At 63.9% G+C, this 17,429-nt stretch carries 12 protein-coding genes; 11 read left to right on the top strand and 1 reads right to left on the bottom strand.

Features of this window, described 5'->3' with window-relative positions:
- Positions 1 to 42 precede the first annotated feature (42 nt).
- Positions 43 to 603 (top strand): hypothetical protein, encoded by a 561-nt coding sequence (locus tag ACFCV3_RS32275; RefSeq protein WP_376036397.1) that lies wholly within the window; start codon positions 43 to 45, stop codon positions 601 to 603.
- 86 nt (positions 604 to 689) lie between these two features.
- Here ACFCV3_RS32275 and ACFCV3_RS32280 read toward each other — a convergent pair whose 3' ends face one another.
- Entirely contained in the window at positions 690 to 1,202 is a 513-nt protein-coding gene (locus ACFCV3_RS32280) for a histone-like nucleoid-structuring protein Lsr2 (protein WP_376036400.1), read from the bottom strand.
- Between the two features lie 152 nt (positions 1,203 to 1,354).
- Between ACFCV3_RS32280 and ACFCV3_RS32285 the strand changes: the two genes are divergently transcribed.
- The 10 genes from ACFCV3_RS32285 (at position 1,355) to ACFCV3_RS32330 (ending at position 16,821) form a co-directional block, all read left to right on the top strand.
- Positions 1,355 to 3,202 (top strand): DHH family phosphoesterase, encoded by a 1,848-nt coding sequence (locus tag ACFCV3_RS32285; protein ID WP_376036403.1) that lies wholly within the window; start codon positions 1,355 to 1,357, stop codon positions 3,200 to 3,202.
- Entirely contained in the window at positions 3,202 to 4,011 is an 810-nt protein-coding gene (locus tag ACFCV3_RS32290) for a lysostaphin resistance A-like protein (RefSeq protein WP_376036406.1), read from the top strand. The genes ACFCV3_RS32285 and ACFCV3_RS32290 overlap by 1 nt, the downstream gene beginning before the upstream one ends.
- Before the next feature lie 89 nt (positions 4,012 to 4,100).
- Complete coding sequence (locus ACFCV3_RS32295; protein WP_376036408.1) at positions 4,101 to 4,541, top strand: hypothetical protein; 441 nt, start codon at positions 4,101 to 4,103, stop codon at positions 4,539 to 4,541.
- Between the two features lie 1,223 nt (positions 4,542 to 5,764).
- Entirely contained in the window at positions 5,765 to 7,630 is a 1,866-nt protein-coding gene (locus ACFCV3_RS32300) for a phage/plasmid primase, P4 family (RefSeq protein WP_376036410.1), read from the top strand.
- An 85-nt stretch (positions 7,631 to 7,715) separates the two neighbouring features.
- The gene (locus tag ACFCV3_RS32305; protein WP_376036412.1) at positions 7,716 to 10,988 is read left to right on the top strand and encodes a hypothetical protein; all 3,273 of its coding nucleotides are present in this window, start codon (positions 7,716 to 7,718) and stop codon (positions 10,986 to 10,988) included.
- Positions 10,989 to 11,200: 212 nt separating this feature from the next.
- Positions 11,201 to 11,953: a hypothetical protein gene (locus ACFCV3_RS32310; RefSeq protein WP_376036414.1), complete on the top strand. Its 753-nt coding sequence runs from the start codon at positions 11,201 to 11,203 to the stop codon at positions 11,951 to 11,953.
- Between the two features lie 55 nt (positions 11,954 to 12,008).
- Positions 12,009 to 12,161, top strand: a complete 153-nt coding sequence (locus tag ACFCV3_RS32315) for a hypothetical protein (RefSeq protein ID WP_376036417.1) — start codon at positions 12,009 to 12,011, stop codon at positions 12,159 to 12,161.
- A gap of 75 nt (positions 12,162 to 12,236) precedes the next feature.
- Positions 12,237 to 14,234: a helicase-related protein gene (locus tag ACFCV3_RS32320; RefSeq protein ID WP_376036418.1), complete on the top strand. Its 1,998-nt coding sequence runs from the start codon at positions 12,237 to 12,239 to the stop codon at positions 14,232 to 14,234.
- Between the two features lie 94 nt (positions 14,235 to 14,328).
- Positions 14,329 to 14,886: a hypothetical protein gene (locus ACFCV3_RS32325; protein ID WP_376036420.1), complete on the top strand. Its 558-nt coding sequence runs from the start codon at positions 14,329 to 14,331 to the stop codon at positions 14,884 to 14,886.
- Positions 14,887 to 16,296: 1,410 nt separating this feature from the next.
- The gene (locus tag ACFCV3_RS32330) at positions 16,297 to 16,821 is read left to right on the top strand and encodes a hypothetical protein (RefSeq protein WP_376036423.1); all 525 of its coding nucleotides are present in this window, start codon (positions 16,297 to 16,299) and stop codon (positions 16,819 to 16,821) included.
- Positions 16,822 to 17,429: the final 608 nt, after the last annotated feature.

Genomic DNA, 17,429 nt, shown 5'->3' on the forward strand with positions numbered 1-17,429 from the left:
GGACTCGTCTCGCAGATGATTCATCGCAAGAGAGGATTTACGATGCCCCACGTCACGCCGGACGATGCCGCAGCGTCGCGAGTCGTGAATAACCCGCGCCGCCCCATGTACTCACACGTCGACCTGGTTACCGGTGCGCGCAGCTGGGACGACGAGATTGGCATGCGTGCCGCCTACCGCGAGGGCTGGCGGGGCTGGGGACCGTCGAGCGTGACCAGCCCGCTGCTGGTGTCCGGGCACTGTCCGGCAGATCGTGACGGTCGCGGCGCGGACGCCATGGCTGAGATGTTGTGGCGGGCAGAGGGGTTCGAGGTTCTGCCCGTTCCCGCCGACTGGAGGACCTACGGCAAGAGGGCCGGCTTCATCCGCAACCAGCAGATGGTCGACCTCGTAGTGGCCCTGCTCAAGCAAGGCAGCGCCGTGCGTTGCACGGCCTTCCTCGACCTGTGCCGCAGGCCGCGATGCCCGCAATCGCACGACCAACAGCTCATGCCACTGGTGGCAGGGCACTTCTCCCATGGCACCGTTGACTGCCGGACCCGAGCCATCCAGGCCGGCATCGAGACCTTCGACGTGATGCATCCCTCGCTGCGTCCGGTGTGATGCTGGAGCCGGACCGATAGATCTAAGCCAACTGCGGACTCGAACTCAGGGCTCAAGGCGACGATCGCATCGGGTCGTGCCGGGGGTTATCTCTCCCTGGCGATCCCGTGTGCTTCGTCGTAGGCGGCCTGCAACTCTTTGCTGATCCGCCCCTTGCCTTGGGCATTGAAGCCGTTTTCCCGGCCCCAGGCGCGGATCGTCTCGCGCTCCTCGGGAGTCATTGCGGGGACCTCAGGACCGGCGCTCCGACGCGGCTTCGGAGCTGCTTTGCGGCTGGCCGTGTCGATCCCGTGTGCTTGGTCGTAGGCGGCCTGCAACTCTTTGCTGATCCGGCCCATGCCTGGGACATTGAAGCCGTTTTCCCGACCCCAGGCCCGGATCGTCTCGCGCTCCTCGGGAGTCATCTCTGGAACTTGCCGCTGCTTCTTCGGCTCGGCTCGGCGGCCCGCCTGGACGTACTTCTTCAGATCTGCCTCGAACTCGCGCCGCTCCTTGGCGGTGAGGTCGATCTCATACCACTCGTCACCGACCGCGAAGGTGACTGTCGCGGCATTCGGACGCTTACTGAGGTCCGACTCGACGACGCTTCGCTTAGCCATGGTGTCGACCATAAACCACTAGCTGATCTATGAAAAGCCATTGGATGACGATCTCTATAGATTAAGCAAAGATGATGTGATAACAGCATCAAGAAGAGGCTCGCGCTGCTAAAATCGCATTAGATGATCATTCGATCAGCAAGGACATGATGATGACCACAACCCCCACGTTCGTCGACTCCGATCGCCAGTGGCAGGGTGCCGGAACCAGCTCCGACCTGTTCGCGCTCCTGCGCCAGCGCAGGGGCTGGACCGACGAGTACCTCGAGGCCATCGACTGCGAGGAGCACGACGCGCTGAAGGATCTCGAGACGATGGTGGCCGCGCTCGAGGACGTTCGTCGTTCGGGAGGCACGATCACCGTGGCTCCCGATTTCGACATGGACGGCATTGCTTCTGGCGTTCTCGGATTCGCGGGGCTCAAGGAGCTCGGGTTCGAGGTGAACCTCTACATCCCCGACTACCGCCGCGGGCACGACCTGACCATCGAGGACGTCGCCGATATCCATCGGCACTACCCGGAGACGACCGCGCTGCTCACCTGTGACGGGGGAGTGAACTCCCATGCCGGTGTGCGCGCCGCACAGGCGTTGGGGTGGAAAGTCCTGGTGACCGACCATCACCAGGAACTCGCCCCGGGAAGCGCAGCCGACGTGACCGTCGACCCGTGCCGCCTCGATGAGACCTACGCTCTGCGCGGGATCTGCGGCGCGCATGTTCTCTACCAGGTTCTGGAGGCCTATACCGCGGCGCACCAGCCATCAAAGCGGTGGGCCATTCGCCTGCTACGCCTGTTCGCCGGCCTCGGTACCGTGTCCGACGTCATGCCCGTGCTGTACGAGAACAGGCAACTGGTGCGGGACTCGCTCTCGATCGCCCGGCTGCTGAGCGCGGCCGCCCCGAGGACGGTTCCGAACCCTTATGGCGGCTTGGACCCGAACCCCGACGGCATTGATGTCCAGAAAGCCACGCTCCTGCAGCTGCTTGCCGCAGAGCCGGGTGAGCACGATGCGGCGTACCTCGCCGCGTTCGAGGGTTTCGCGGTCCTCTTGAAGGCCTTCGCGCAGGCAGGCAAAGTCCGGAGCGTCGACGACATCGACGAAGGGTTCTACGGCTTCTATGTGGCCCCGGCGATGAACAGCCCCCGGCGGATCGGCACACCGTTGTCCGACTGCTTCGCGGTGTTCACGAGCCCGACCACGAACCAGAAGCTCGCCGCGGCCCAACGGGTGATCGCGAACAACGAGCGCCGCAAGGAACTGGTCGTCGAGCACCTGGCTGAGCTGGCTGACGGCGACCAGCCATTGGCGCCATGGGTCTACTTCTCGGCCGCCCCTGCGGGCATGTACGGGCTGCTGGCCAACCAGATGATGGAGAAGCACGGTCACCCGGTCGTCGTGCTGAACCGGCCGGCGACGCCGTCGGAGCCGGTGAGCGGGTCTGGCAGGGCCCCTGCCTGGTTCGAGATCATCGCCGCCCTCGAGGGTCATGAGGACCTCTGGGCCATCGGTCACCAGCAGGCGTGTGGAGTGAAGCTGAGCACCGCCGCAGCGCTCGACAAGCTCGTGGCAATCCTCGAAAGCGCAACCCGGGTCGCAATGGTCGCCGCCGCAGACTCGATCGGGCCGGCGAGTGACCTCGTGCTCGGTCCAGGCCCCGAGTGCGACGCCCCACTGACCGACGTCGAACCACTGATCGAGCTGGTGCGCCGCATCGAGACACTGCGCCCGTTCGGCCACGGCTTCGTCGAGCCGGTCTTCGAAGTCGCGCTCGACGGATTCAGGGTGGACCGGATCGGCACCGAGAAGCAGCACCTGCGACTCGTCACCGGCACCGGTCTTGCCTGCCTGTGGTGGAACGCGGCCGAGGAGCACCATGACCGGCTTGCTCAGACCGCTACCAGCCACGATCTGGAGGCGTTGCGCTTCCTCGGGAGACTCCAGCTCAACACGTTCATGGGCGAGACCCGTCTACAGGTGGTCATCACGGAGCCGCTGTGATGACCACCGAGACTGACCGAAGACCGCGGACCGAGCCGCCTCTCGCGGCGTCGCGCCGCATCGGCTGGTGCGTGCTCGTGATGCTCGTCGTTCCCGGCGGGTACATCCTGCTTGCCGCGCTCGTCCTGGTGTGGATCGGGAACCCGGTCGTTGCCACGATCGCCGTCGGAGCGATCGTCACGGTCACGGTTGGCTGCGCGCGCTACCTGCGGCCCAGATTCTTCGCCTTCGATCCCGGACCTGGGCCAATGGACGGAACGCAGCGATCCCCGCGGTTCTGGCGCTGGGTGCTGCTCGCAATGCCCGTGACATTTCTGGCTGGTCAGACGATCGCGCTCATGCTCTATGGGCTGGTGGGGTCTCCTGGCTTCGACCGGCATCGCGAAGCCGAGCAGGCGTCGGCTCAGGTGCTGGTGATCACGCTGGCTCTCGTGGTTGCCCCGCTCAGCGAGGAGGCACTCTTGCGGGGGCTCACCTATCCCCTGCTGCGCAAGCAGGTAGGTGTCGTGACGTCGGCAGTGCTCACGTCGCTGCTCTTCGCCTGTATGCACGGCAATCTCATCCAGGCGGTCGCGACGGCACCACTAGGGCTCGTGCTCGCACTGGTTGCCGAGCGCACCCGTGGGCTCTGGCAGGTCGTCGTTCTCCACTCGGTGTACAACCTTGCCACAGCTCTGGTTCCACCGGGCGCCGTTCAGGCGCTGGCGACACCGGTCGGCGTCTCGGTGATGGGCGCGGCCTGGTTTGTGTGCCTCGCCTGCCTGATCGTGCGAGTCCGGCCGCGAGCTAGCGCGGCGAGGCCCGGGTGACCGGGGTGAAACCGGTCACCGGGGAATAGTGGAAAGCCGAGTTCGGCCGGCCTACTGGCCGGTCAGTGCAGCGAAAGGAGCTGATCATCATGGCTGTCATCGAGAGCTGCGTCTACGTGGACGGCGAGCTGATGGCTCCGGCGCTGCTGCCGACGCTCAGGGCGAAATCCCGTCTGGCCTTTGCCAGCGCGAAGTACTTTCCAACCTTCGACATCGGCTACACCCACATCTACCGCATCACTGCCTGGGGTCTGTCCTGCGACAAGGCCGAGCGCCGCGCCAAGCGCAAGGTTGGCCGGTTCTACCGGAAGCTGAACCAGGTCGAAGGCTTCAGCACCATCACGCTCGACAAGCGTGAAGACTATGTGCCCAGTAACCAGAACTACTCGGTCACCTACGACATCGTCTATGTGATCGAGCGGACCGGTTCGCGCACCCAACGACCCGACGCCCCGTACCCGGAGTACCAGCACGATCTTCAGAAGCTGACGTTCACGCCGGAGACAGCCGCTGTACTGACCCGGCGGTGACCGACCGCAGGATCGTGCATCGGGCAGGACATGGGAGAAGGACCGAAGGGATCCCTTCCCACGGGGAATACCCTCCGGTCCTTCTCTTCACGTTTCCATCCGCCAAGAGCGACGGCGACGGCGATGGTCTCCTGCCGTCTGCTCGTCATCGTAGCGGAATTAAAGATCATTCGACAACCATTGATAGATCACGCAGATGTGATCTCAATAGAGCCCGAATAGTCATCCATGACCCTTCCCTTGCGAGTGGCCGACCGCAGTGGCAGTCGTCCACCCCCGTTGCCCGGCAAGATGAGATCTGCTGCCGGCCATCTCCTACCATCCCGAAGTCGGCTACTGCCGGCTCTTCTGCCCCGGATGAGACCTCCTGTCTCGTCCGGGGCACCTTTGTTCAGAGCAGATCGCTGCCAGATGTACCACTTGCTCTGGTACACCTCACGAACCGCGGTCTGACCTGGGGAAACGCATGACCTGGAATTCGACAGCGCGAGTCGCTCGTACCACTGCGAACATTCCCGTGGTACGCCCGTTTGCCCTGGTCAGACACGGATTTCAGCCCGATGTACCAGAGGTACCACCGATCTGGCACCTTCCTCTAGCAGTGGGACGGCCGAGACACCGAGTCCCGCCGTCGCGGTGGCGTCGCAGGGGAGTGGGGGCCCGGCTGAGAACCCCGGACTGGTCGCAGGCGCACCCGCAGGCATGCGCATGTCAGGTCTGAAATCTCTGGTACCTCTGGTACAGGGGTACTAAAACCCCACCTGACCTGGCGTTCTGTCTGTACCACTTCAAATTTGGGAAGTGGTACAGCCCTGGCAGAAGCCCGGCAGAAACACGATCTGACCTGCGGAAACGCCTGTACCACTTGACGTGGTACAGCCTTCGCTGCCCCAGGGCGCCCAGGATCTGCCCGGGCCTGCCGCCTCCCACGTCCGCCGCATCCGACGAGCGGACCCACTGAGACGAACTCGGGCGGCTGACGCCGCCCCCGGGTGCTGCTAGGCGCCCGCTCGATGTCGAGCACCCCTCGCTGCACGGACTACACACTCCGGCCCACGCAGCTCACCCATGGGTGCAGATAGCCATTCAGATAATCATTGAATGGATTGCAGATGATCATTCGAATGGCATAGGGTCGGTGGACACGTTCCATTCAGAGACGAACCGTGTCGGCTTCCCACCCCCTGCCGACGGGTCTCCATCACGATGCGAAGAGGCGACGCATGACCACTCCCGGCACGGGCAACGGCTCGTCCGTCTCGCCCGGCGACACCGGATCCTCGCCGCCGGTGACCAGAACCGCGACCCTGCTGACCGAGTTGCTCGACTTCTTCGACGGCCGCTCGCAAGCCGCGGCACCGCAGAACCTCATCGTTACGCACGTCACGACCACCTACTTGTCGCGCCTTGACCTGGACGCTGCGCCCACCCCTCGGCTACTGGAGCAGGAGTTGCTTGCCGCCAGCAATGCGATCATCAAGGCCGAGAACGTCAAGATCCCCAAGGGTGACGGCCGGTTGCCACTGGCCAAACGCCTCTCCTGCTGGCAGATCGCGCAGATACTCCTGCGCCTGCACCATGTCATCCGGATTGCGCCCAACGCGAAGGACACCGACCGCGAGTACGACCTACTCGCGATGTACAACGCCACCGGAGCCAATCGCGGCACCTACACCGTGAGCGAAGACGACCTCCGCACGACTGCGAGACGCTACGACACACAGCTCACCCTGAACGACTTCAAAGAGGTCCTCGCGATCCTGCGTGAGGACAGCCCTCGGACCCAGCGGTGCGCGCACCGGGATCTCCTTGCCGTCAACAACGGCATCGTCTTGTACAGCGCAGCCGACCGCGACATCGAGATCGGTGGCCGGACGTTCCACTTCGAGGGCAAGAAGGTCCACCGCTTCGACCCAGCCATCGTCTTTCTCTCCAAGAGCCGCGTCGACTACGTCGAGGATGCGCCGCCGCAGGTCATCACCCACCCCGAGGACGGGGACTGGGAGATCGTCGCCTGGCTAGAGGAGATGTTCGACCAGCCTGGCCAGGAAGGACTATCCGATCTGATCTGGGAGATCATCGGCGCGATCGTCCGGCCCCATGTTCGCTGGGGCAAGACCGCGTGGTTCTACAGCGAGCGCGGCAACAACGGCAAGGGCACGCTCTGTGCGCTCATGCGCAACCTGGTCGGTGACGGCACCCACACCTCGATCCCGCTGTCCGACTTCGGCAAGGACTTCGCGCTGGAGCCACTCGTACGGGCCAACGCGATCATCGTCGACGAGAACGACGTAGGAACACTCATCGACAAGGCCGCCAACCTCAAGGCGATCGTGACCGGCGACGTCATCCAGATCAACCGCAAGTACCGGATGCCGATCGCGTTCCAGTTCCTCGGCTTCATGGTGCAGTGCCTCAACGAATTCCCGAAAGCCAAGGACAAGTCCGAGAGCTTCTACCGCCGGCAGCTCTTCGTACCCTTCACGAAGAGCTTCAGCGGCTCAGAACGCAAGTACATCAAGGACGACTACCTACAGCGCACAGAGGTCCTCGAGTACGCGCTGTGGTACGCGATCAATCGTGCCGGGGCCGCAGATCCGGGAAACTACTACCAGCTCTCGGAACCTGTGGCGACGAAGGCCGTACTCGCCGAGTACAAAGAGGTGAACGACCCGGTCAGATCCTTCTGGGAGGAGCTCCGCGAGCTGTTCGTCTGGGACCTGTTGCCGTTCCCGTTCCTCTACGACCTGTTCAAGAGCTGGTTCCTCCGGGCGTCCCCGTCCGGGTCTCTGATCAGCCGGCAACGATTCGTCTCCAGCCTCGTCGCCATCATCGACGGCGACTCCGACTGGCACTGCCCGGACAAGAACCGCAAAATCCGTCCCGGCCAGATGCTGAACAAGCCCGAGCCGATGATCGCCGAGTACGAACTGAAGAGCTGGTACGCCCCTGCCTACAAGGGCACCGACCCGCTGAAGATCGGCAAACCCCTGCTCCAGGCGAGCTACCGCGGACTACTGCGCCATGCCCTGACCGCGACCGGCGCGGCGTCCCTCCCGGCTCCGGGATCGAGCCCCGATGAGCCCTGACACTACCGACCCCGCTCAACGGCATAAGGCCGTGCCCGGACGAAATCCCGGTTCTGCAGACCCCTAGAACGAAATGAGAGACACGATGCCTGCTACCCAAGAGAGGACCCAACCTCGACGGCGACTCCCACCCGTCACAGCGGAGTCATCGCTGTTCACGTTCTATGACATCGAGTCCTTGTCGAATGTGTTCAGCCTCGTCGCCTACACGCCGCGCCCGGGCCCTGCCCGCGATGCACTCGAGGTCTTCTTCCTCGTCGACGACGCCACGCTGGCCGCAGCGGTCCAGACCCACTCGCTGGTCGAGGTGATCCGCACCGGCAACCCCGGGCTGCCACAGGTCGAGGTTTCGCTGTACGACCTCCACACCATCCGAGGTAACCTGCGGCTGGCGCAACTGATGGGGCTTTCCGACGCAGAGCAGGTGTGCGATCCGGAGCAGGACTCGTCATATCCCGGTGACTTGCGTCCCGTCTGTGATACCGACCCCAGCTTTGACCCGGCGGTCCACCCGTTCCTCGCCGGCTACAACTCCATGAACTACGACACGACCATGTTGGCGCTGTACCTGGCCGAGGTGTACTCCGACGTCGTCGACCACCGCGCCCGCCTGGCGCACGCGCAGCAGCAACGCCGCAGTGCGAGCACGCCGCAGCGCGTCGCCGAGACCGAACAACTTCTCGTCGACGTCCTCGCACAGCGTCCGCAGTTCAAGCCGATCACCGCGGCCGCGTTGCGCGCACACAACGACGAACTGTTCGATCCCAAGAACATCGAGTACATGCCCGGTTACCTCGGCTGGGACACACCTCAGGGCAAGATCCGCCGCGCGATGCTCCAGTCCGGGCGTCACCTCGACGTCGCGCGGCTCAACGAGCTGCAGCGCAAGGTCGGGCTGAAGCGCCTGCTCGGCATGCTCGGGCACCAGATCAAAGAATCCGGCAAGCTCGGCCACGACTCGATCATCACGACGCTCGAGGAGCTCTACGAACTGCTGGCCTACAACGTCGCCGACTGTCTGGGCCTCGCCCAGCTGTTCGAGCACCCGCTGTACTCCAGTGCCTTCGACCTCAAGGCCGGCCTGCTGACCCAATACCGCGAGACCGTCTTCAACCGCAACGAGACGGTACGCCGCGACCGGCTGACCATCGATTCGTCCTCGGCGAAGTTCGTCGGCCGCATCCTCGCCCCGTACACGCCCCTGAACGACATCGAGAAGGTCTCGTTTGTCTACCCCGCCGCAGAGATCGCTCGCGAGCGCGGAATCGCCCAGATCAACGTGCTCGACGAGTGCGTGCGCTTCTTCGAGGACCATGTCACCCCCGATCGCGCCGCCAACCCTGCACAGGCGAAGGCGCACACGGACTTCCTGCAGGTCGTCGCGTACTACCGGTCGATCGAGGGGCAGAACTTCAATGACTCCGAGGAGTACAGCGAGCTGTACGGACTCCCGGCCCGGTCGCTGAAGGAGATCCCGAAGTCGCCCAACAACCTGCCCTACTTCCTAGCAGACGGGAACCCGTCGTCGTGCTTCGCGACCTTTTCCACCGGCGGGATCCACGGGGCCGAGGCCGATATCGCCGGGTTCAACCGAGACCTCGCGGAGCACCGCGCCGGCACGATGATGCTCGGCCTCGCCCGCCACTTCTACCCCGACGCGAAAGACTTCGTCGCCGAGGCGAAGCGCCAGCACAACATGCTCGCCCTGCCAGACGGCACGTCGGTCGACAAGCGTCTCGTACTGCTCGGATCGGACCCGGCGAAGGTCAAGTATCGCAAACCCAAGAAGGACGACCCGGTCCAGGCAGAGCAACTGACGCGAGCCCAGACGCAGGTCCCTGACCCCGCAGTACTCCTGGCGGTACAACGCCCGGACCACGAAGCCCTGGACGTAGCGATCACCGACAGCATGAGTCCCGGCGGCGTGTTCGTCATCCAGGGCAAGACAGTGCTGGCAAAGTCCGCGGCCACGTCCGCCGAGTACCGGACGGAGGCGGCGAAGAAGGCACCGGAGCTGTTCGTTGTGAAGGAGGACGCGTCGACCAAACTTCACCCGAAATACGCCCGGACCTCGATCGGCCACGTGACCCACGAGGACTTCACGAGCTACTACCCGAACCTGCTGCGCAACATGAGGGCCTTCTACAACCCCGAGCTGGGAGAAGACCGCTACGCAACGATCTTCTTCGACAAAGAACGACTCGCTCGCGAACTCAAGCAGCCCGGCCTCCGCGCGGCTGAGAAGGAACGCCTGACCACCTTGCGCAACGGGACGAAGCTCATCCTCAACGCTGCTTCCGGCGCAGGCGATGCATCCCACAAGAACCCGATCCGGATGAACAACCGGATCATCTCGATGCGCATCATCGGTCAGCTCTTCAGCTGGCGGATCGGCCAGGCGCAGACGCTCGCCGGTGCCCGGATCATCTCCACGAACACCGACGGTCTCTACTCCGTACTGGACCGGGAGATCAACGACCAGGTGCTCGCCGAGCAGGCAGCACTGATCGGGGTCGACATCGAACCCGAGCCGATGTTCCTCATCAGCAAGGACTCGAACAACCGGCTGGAGCTGACCGCGCCCCGAGCAGGCAGCACGCTCGCTGAAAGCCGGGTCCTCGCTGCTTCCGGCGGCACGCTGGCCTGCCATGTGGGCCCCCGTCCGGACAAGTCACTGGCCCACCCCGCCGTGATCGACTTCGCCCTGGCCCAGTACCTGCAGACGGTCGCCACCAGGGGAGAGTCCGCACTGTCGGAGACCTTCGACACGGACCTCGGGCGCAAGCTCATGGGCGAGGCGATCGACCCCGAGGACCCGCTGCGAACGGCGCTGCTGTTCCAGAATGTCATTGCTGCGTCGCGAGGCTCCATCACCTATCCGTTCGCCGCGACCCCCCTGGATCCGACTGCAGGCGACACGGAGCTACGGATCGTCGACCCGAGGCCCTTGCAGATGGTCAACCGGGCGTTCGTCGTGCGTCACGGCACCGAAGGTGCGGTCAGCCTGCACAGCGCCGGCGCCTGGAAGATCCCGCCAGCCACCCAGGCGAAACGCCGACAGGGTGCTCAGCGCCCGGTACCGGACCAGATCGCCACATCGATCCTCGCCCATCACGGCTGGGCCGCGACCCGCTGGATGAACTCCCAGAACCCCCGTCTGACCCTCGTCCCCGAAGACCGAGACGTCTCCACGCGCAAGATCAATGGCATCGACCCCACCTGGTCCCTGGTCATTTGCAACGACGACCTGACAGCATTGGGACCACCCGCCCTCATGGCAATCATCGAGGCACTCGACCTCGACGTGTACACCCAGATGCTCGCCGAGACGTTCACCAAAAACTGGATGAACACCTAGATGGGCACCGTCATGCGTGACGTCGACGTACCTGCCGAAGGAACGTCTCCCACGAGGCTTCCTCTGTCCGAAGCTCCTGTCACCTCTATACAGAGGCCTCCCCGCCCCGTTCGTCGCCGACCTGCGCGGCGATCAGTCGGGTCCCGAAACCGAGGGGCGGACAAACGAATGAAGTCCGCGACCGCCCGAAGACACCAACACAAGGCTGATCGATGAGCCGCGGCCTCACCCGATCGAACCGCCAGAACGCGACTGCCTTCGGCCGCATCACGAACCAAGACCTCCTGGGCTTCGACCAAGCCGCCAGGGATCTGATACTCAACGCGATCGCGCAGGGCTGCACCGGCAGAGTCTCAGCCAAAGGCCACTGCATCCTGCGCAACAACACCGCGGAGACCGCCTCGGTACCGCGCAACATGACCGCTCCGAACAGGGCGTCCCGCAACGCCAAGGCTCAGATACGCCGGCTGCTGGCTACGCACTGCCTGGACGAAGAGCCCGAACAAGACACGCTCGCCGGACCATCGGAAACACCGAGACCAATATCGATTGCCCAGGCATTCAACGACTACGCGGGCGCGTTCTCTTCGTGGCTCGACGAGCAGGCCGACGGCCTGCCGGGGGACGCCGAGATAGACGTCCGGTTCGACCAGAGCGGCGCACCCACGTTCCGGCTGGTACCGCACCCGGCACCGGTCGCATTCGACGACCGCCGTGCGTGTGAAGGGAAACCGAAAATCCCCATGACGACCAGCCCTAAGACATCAAGCCGCCCGCACGAGAAGGAAGACGATCACCCGAGCCTCGTTCTGCAACGCGTCCGCGAGGCACGCAGCACGACGACCACCATCGCTGAGCTGCAAGCCGAGAACCAGAGCATGCGTGCCGAACTCGAGCGTCAGCGCACCAGAGCCGACGAAGCCGAGGCGCGGATCGCACTGGTCAAGGATGCCCTCGGCGTCTGAGCCAGGAAGCAAATCCAGCACAGCAGCCTCATCACGCCTAACAGGAGTACCAGGTATGCACCGGATCGGAAGGAAACGACAGCGCAACGCTGGGCCTGAGGCCGGCGCGAAGGACAGCCGGCGGAAGCAACCGGCGATTCCGGCAATCGTCGGCATCTGGCTCCTGTCCCTGGCCTGCCTCGCCGGCGCCTGGGCACTCCTGCGCTGACCAGTACCAAGGCTGGTCCTCTATAGACCAACGACGAAAGGAGGCAGCCGGCCAGTCCAGGGCGGCTCGCCCACGATGACCACTCTCGCCACCACCCCGCCCTCGGCACCTGTCCTCATGCCGCATCAGCAACACACCGTCGACTTCATCGTCGACCACCCGTTCGCCGGTATCTGGGTAGACGTCGGCGGCGGTAAGACGCTCTCCGTCCTCAGCGCTCTGCAACGCATTCGACCCATCGGCCACATCCTCGTGATTGCCCCCATCGCGGTTGCCCGCTCCACCTGGATCGACGAGATCGAAGACCGAGGCTTCAACATCCGCACCCGGTCACTGATCGTCGACGAACGCGACCGGAAGCTCTCGCGCGAGCGCCGCGTCCAACGGTTCCAGCAGGTGTTCTCCGACCCGCCGACCATGTACTTCATCAATGCGGATCTGCTCACCCAGCCGTCCCAGCAGACCAGAATGATCACACCGGTAGCGAGCAAGAAGGAAGACCCGGTCATGTCTGCGGAGGCGGCCCAGATCCTGCAGCTGGTACGAACCCGAAGGATGCTCAACTACGACGAACTCGTCACCGAATACCGCGACCTGGCGGCCACAGATCCCGGCCGCCCGACCCCGGCCAAGTCCAAGATTCACACCTGGGTGCAGGAGCTACGCAACGCTTCCCTGGTCACATCGGCGTCGTGCGCTTGCCGCACCTGCTCCGGAGCCGGCTGCCCCGAATGCAGGTTCGGCCTGGTCGACCAGATGCCGATCCAAGACCTCAACGGTCAAAAGACCCTTATCTGGCCGTTCCAGACCATCATCATCGACGAGAGCCACGCATTCAGATCCCACTCCTCAAACCGATTCAACGCACTCAAGGCCGTGCGCCCAGCAGTCACCCGGCTGATCGAGCTCACCGCCACGCCAGCGCCGAACGGCCTCGAGGGCCTGTGGAGCCAGGCCTACCTCCTCGACCAAGGCAGGGCTCTGGGGACCGACATCGACGCGTACCGCCAACGCTGGTTCACCCCGACGGTCATCCCGGACTCCAAAGCGCCCCCGAAATGGAAGCCCAAGCCGGGCGCCGAGCAGGAAATCCAGCAGGCCATTGCACACCTCGTGATGAGCGCCCAGAACACGTCAATCAAGCTGCCGCCACTCATCGTGGAGGACGTCCACGTCCGCCTACCTCCCGACCTGATGACTGCCTACCGGGTGTTCAAGCGCGACCTCATCGTCCAGATCGTCAGCCAAGCGGCGCTGCAGAAGGCGGAGCTCGCCTACGCCGACTGGCTGCGAAACTCCGCCGAGCCCGAAGCCCAAACGATCCGCACACACCTGGCGACACTGACCGGCGACGACCTACGCGACGCCTACACGACGTTCCGCCAAGCAACGATCGGCAAGTTCCTCCACCAACCCGACGAGCACCTTGTCCGCACAGTCGTCGCCGACAACCGGGCCGTGCTGATCAGCAAGCTTATGCAGTTCGCGTCAGGCACCCTCTACACGTCTGACCCTGACGACCCGAGCACCAAAGGCCAGTACGAGATCATCCACGACGAGAAGATCCAGAAAACCTCCCACCTGATCCGCCAGAACGCCGGAGAACCCGCGCTGGTCGCCTATCACTTCAAGTCGGACAAGGAACAGCTGCACACTCGGCTGAACAAGACAGGCATCCCTACCGAGGTATTCGACGGCTCGCGCACGATGATCCACCGCTGGAACGCCAAGGACATCCCGGCGATGCTGATCCACCCGGCTTCGGCCGGCGCCGGCCTGAACCTCCAGCGCGGCGGCTCCACGCTGATCTGGTACACGCTGCCGTTCCTGCTCGACTTCTACCAGCAGACCATCGGCAGGGTGTACCGCCCCGGGCAGACCGAGCCGGTGAAGGTCTACCGGATCATCACCGACGGCACGCAAGACGAGCGTATGCCTGGGGTCTTGTCCACCAAGCGGCAGCTCCAGGATCGGCTCCTGCGGTCCGTCGACGTCGACAAGGCTCTACTCGCCGCACTCGACGACGAGATCCGAAGCGACCTCAACGACCTCTGGTCGACCCTGCGGCTCTGAGGCTCAGCCCGTGTGCCGCAACTGCCTGGGTCGGCTCTGCCCAGCCGGCGGAGCCGACCCGGGCGAACAGCGCAACCGACAGGAGATCACGACGATGCCCAAGACCAGAAAATCAGGCAACCCGGCCAAGGCAGCGGGAGGTCGGCCGCGGTGGACCCGATTCGTCCAGCACGAGAACACCACCACCGGCGAGCAGGTCTGGCAGAACAGCCGCTACATGGTGCTGGTCGCCACTCGCAACGACCGAACCGTTCGATGGGGCGGACTCGAAGGTACACATGATGCCCACCTGTCGTTTCGCCGCCGCGACAGACAGCCCGAACCGATCACCTGGCGAGACATACAGCGGATCAAGTCCGAGTTGTGTGGGTCAGAAGCCGAAGCCCTCGAGTGTTTCCCTGCCGAGTCACGACTGATCGACGGCAGCAACCAACGCCACCTATGGGTCTGGCGGGCAGGCAACCTGAACATTCCACAGTTGGGTTGGTACAGCGGCCGCGCCGTGCTGGACGAAGTACTGTCCGAGACCGACGCTGCCACGGTCGCGCCGCTCGTCACCGTGCACGGAGGCAAGCTGTCCAACGCTCGGCAGAACCCGTTCGAAGACGGCGCCGACGCCAACCTGAACCACCAAGGCGTGATCTGGTCATGACGCACCAGCTGGCCCAGCTTCACCACTTGCAACAGCGGAGGTGCGGCCGTGCGTGACTTCACGTCCAGAAGAAATAGTGACGACGCGGCCTCTGGTCAGTCGCCGCTGTCCAAGCCCGCGGATACAGGCGTCGCTTTCGATGATACGACTTCAGCTGATGACCTATCGGCCACCGGAATTCTCCAGAATTCAATTTCTGGCATGGCTGGCTCGCACGGGATTCGCAGCATTACGTTTGTCGAGCCCCAGGGAATCGTGGATGCGCGTGCTCACATCCGGCACCGTGAAAACAATTTTATGCACGTCCCCGATGGCACGCCAGACGGCTGCCTGTGTGGTTACCGCGCTCAGCATGCCCCTCCGAAAAGGGCGCCCGATTGTCCTGTCTGTCAGCTCCTTGACTGCTAACACGCGCGCGTCCATGAATGCAATATTTCGTCGTGGACATCGACGGTGACGAGCCTGCCGGCGATATAGCCTGAGTGCCAAGACTGGGTGCATCGGACGCGCTCCGTGAACGGCTACCCGGGCCAGAACTCGCTGTTGGCGATCCGTCCGGCGGTCAAGAAGACGTCCAGGCCCGTGGGTCGCCGCTGAGCATGAGAGGCGCCATCTGTCGAGACGATTTCACAATTCTCCACAAACCGTCACAGCCCGTATTCGCGCCAAAACTCACCGCGCATTTGATCAAATGTTGCGGAACCTGCCCGGATCGGCAGATGCGATTGTGTATCCCGCATACCTGGCAATGGCCGTGCGGATGCACGTGCATGTGCGGGTGCTGACGCCTGTGCGCGTGCATTCAAGGCAGTTGACAACCGGGTGTATGCGCGTTGCAGGTTCGTGCAATCGAGACCAATTGGTCTTGATTTGGTCTATTGCCGGAGGCAATGATGGTCGGCCTATTCATGGGTTCGGAGGTTAGTTGCTGAGGACATCCAAGGTTCCGGAGCTGGTTTTCCACATGTCCTCTCTGCCTCGGGGCGGCTGCTGCTTGCAGGTGCTGGGGATCTTGTGGATGACAGTGCCGCGGTCTGTATACAACACGCCCACGTGTGTACCGGCCCGGAGACACTCAGGCGATCGAACAGCTCGACGGGGGTCGGGAAGCGATGCTCAAGCAGTGCCAATGTAGTTATCCACAGATCCACAATTTTCCTCCGCGCCAGGCAGGAGGAGTGGATAGTCTTCTGTTACTGGTTCAGCGGCCAGTGGGGGGAGCAGGGAGGGGGGCCGAGACGGCTACTAGACGGGAGGTGGTTGCCGTGCGAAACGGCAGTTGTCAGCGGGTGGTCCGGACCAGACAGGCTGATGACGGGTTCAGCGAACGGATCCACGAAACCGGTCATCGAAGAGTTTGCATCGGGTTTCACCGCACTCCGCGACCGTGCGCGTGAAGGGGGCACGCCGATGAGCAATCTGCAGCCCGAGGCGCCCAGCCCGGGCGAATTTCAGGGTTACAACAGGGCCCGCTGCCTTATGTGGTGCCATGAGGCCCGGGCCCGGGTGTTCGAACGTCTCAACAAGGAGACGGCCTTCATCAAAGACACCTCGGTCGAGGCCGTCCACGTCGACAACACCAAGCTGGCCGATCGGGTCTTCCTGACGGCATTTGACGATGAAGGCCGCGTTGTCAGCGGCGACACTCTTTACAACGACGAGCCCGACCAGCGCCTGGAGGTCGCGTCGGAGTTCGACCACGACTTCACCCACATGGAAGTCCCACCCGGGTCGGACCTTGAGAAGGTTGTTGCCCGCGAGGACGGCTGGGTCGTCAACATGGAAGTGGTGCGGGAATACGACGTCGTCGACGATCGCCGGAAGACGCAGCGTGCCGTGGTACTCGCACATCTGCCTGACCTGATGAAACGCGGCGAGGCCCGCGGCTTCCTGCTCGGCCAGGACGAGCCCGACGAAGAGGCTGATTCCGAGTGAGAGAGCCGATGCTGCCGTACACCTGCCGACCCAGAAGACCCGCCCGGATGCGCTGAACCCGGCGGGTCTCTACCTTTGGGCGGCTCGGGCTCCGTGCGGCGTCTACTGCGACGATCAGCGCAGCTGATCCGGAAGGTGCAGAGCAAAGGGTGACCGCAGCAGCACGAGGATGCTGTCCACAACGTCCGGACAAATGCGGACGGTTGCAGCGGACCGACTGACGTCGGTCTCGGGTGCGATGTGGTGCGGCGTCGAAGCCGGCCGAGTGGTCCAGGCCCGCAAGCTTGCGGCGGCATGCCGGAATGCTCCTCCATCACCCGCTGCCATCACGCCGCACAGTCGTCCGACGCGCGGGTGTCGATGCCACTCGCCCCGTGAACGCCGGACGAAGGAACGACGATGGACGAGCGATGTATCGGGCCTGGCTTCTGGGAAATCGACGGGTTCCGTGTCGAGCGCCGAGCCAGGCTCTGGGGCGTGTATCTATCACCCAACACTGAGCCGGTGTTCGAGCATCGCACGCTCAAGTGGTGCCGGCAGTTCGTCGCCGACGGCATGGCGCATGACGCACTGACCGACCGGGACCGGCGATAGCCCTCCCCGAAATG

Origin of the sequence: Kribbella sp. NPDC056345 (assembly GCF_042262745.1) — a bacterium.
In the GTDB taxonomy this organism is placed as follows: domain Bacteria; phylum Actinomycetota; class Actinomycetes; order Propionibacteriales; family Kribbellaceae; genus Kribbella.

Coding starts and splice junctions, on each gene's coding strand:
- ACFCV3_RS32275 (WP_376036397.1), top strand. CDS start 43: ATGCCCCACGTCACGCCGGACGATGCCGCAGCGTCGCGAGTCGTGAAT.
- ACFCV3_RS32280 (WP_376036400.1), bottom strand. CDS start 1,202: ATGGCTAAGCGAAGCGTCGTCGAGTCGGACCTCAGTAAGCGTCCGAAT.
- ACFCV3_RS32285 (WP_376036403.1), top strand. CDS start 1,355: ATGACCACAACCCCCACGTTCGTCGACTCCGATCGCCAGTGGCAGGGT.
- ACFCV3_RS32290 (WP_376036406.1), top strand. CDS start 3,202: ATGACCACCGAGACTGACCGAAGACCGCGGACCGAGCCGCCTCTCGCG.
- ACFCV3_RS32295 (WP_376036408.1), top strand. CDS start 4,101: ATGGCTGTCATCGAGAGCTGCGTCTACGTGGACGGCGAGCTGATGGCT.
- ACFCV3_RS32300 (WP_376036410.1), top strand. CDS start 5,765: ATGACCACTCCCGGCACGGGCAACGGCTCGTCCGTCTCGCCCGGCGAC.
- ACFCV3_RS32305 (WP_376036412.1), top strand. CDS start 7,716: ATGCCTGCTACCCAAGAGAGGACCCAACCTCGACGGCGACTCCCACCC.
- ACFCV3_RS32310 (WP_376036414.1), top strand. CDS start 11,201: ATGAGCCGCGGCCTCACCCGATCGAACCGCCAGAACGCGACTGCCTTC.
- ACFCV3_RS32315 (WP_376036417.1), top strand. CDS start 12,009: ATGCACCGGATCGGAAGGAAACGACAGCGCAACGCTGGGCCTGAGGCC.
- ACFCV3_RS32320 (WP_376036418.1), top strand. CDS start 12,237: ATGACCACTCTCGCCACCACCCCGCCCTCGGCACCTGTCCTCATGCCG.
- ACFCV3_RS32325 (WP_376036420.1), top strand. CDS start 14,329: ATGCCCAAGACCAGAAAATCAGGCAACCCGGCCAAGGCAGCGGGAGGT.
- ACFCV3_RS32330 (WP_376036423.1), top strand. CDS start 16,297: ATGAGCAATCTGCAGCCCGAGGCGCCCAGCCCGGGCGAATTTCAGGGT.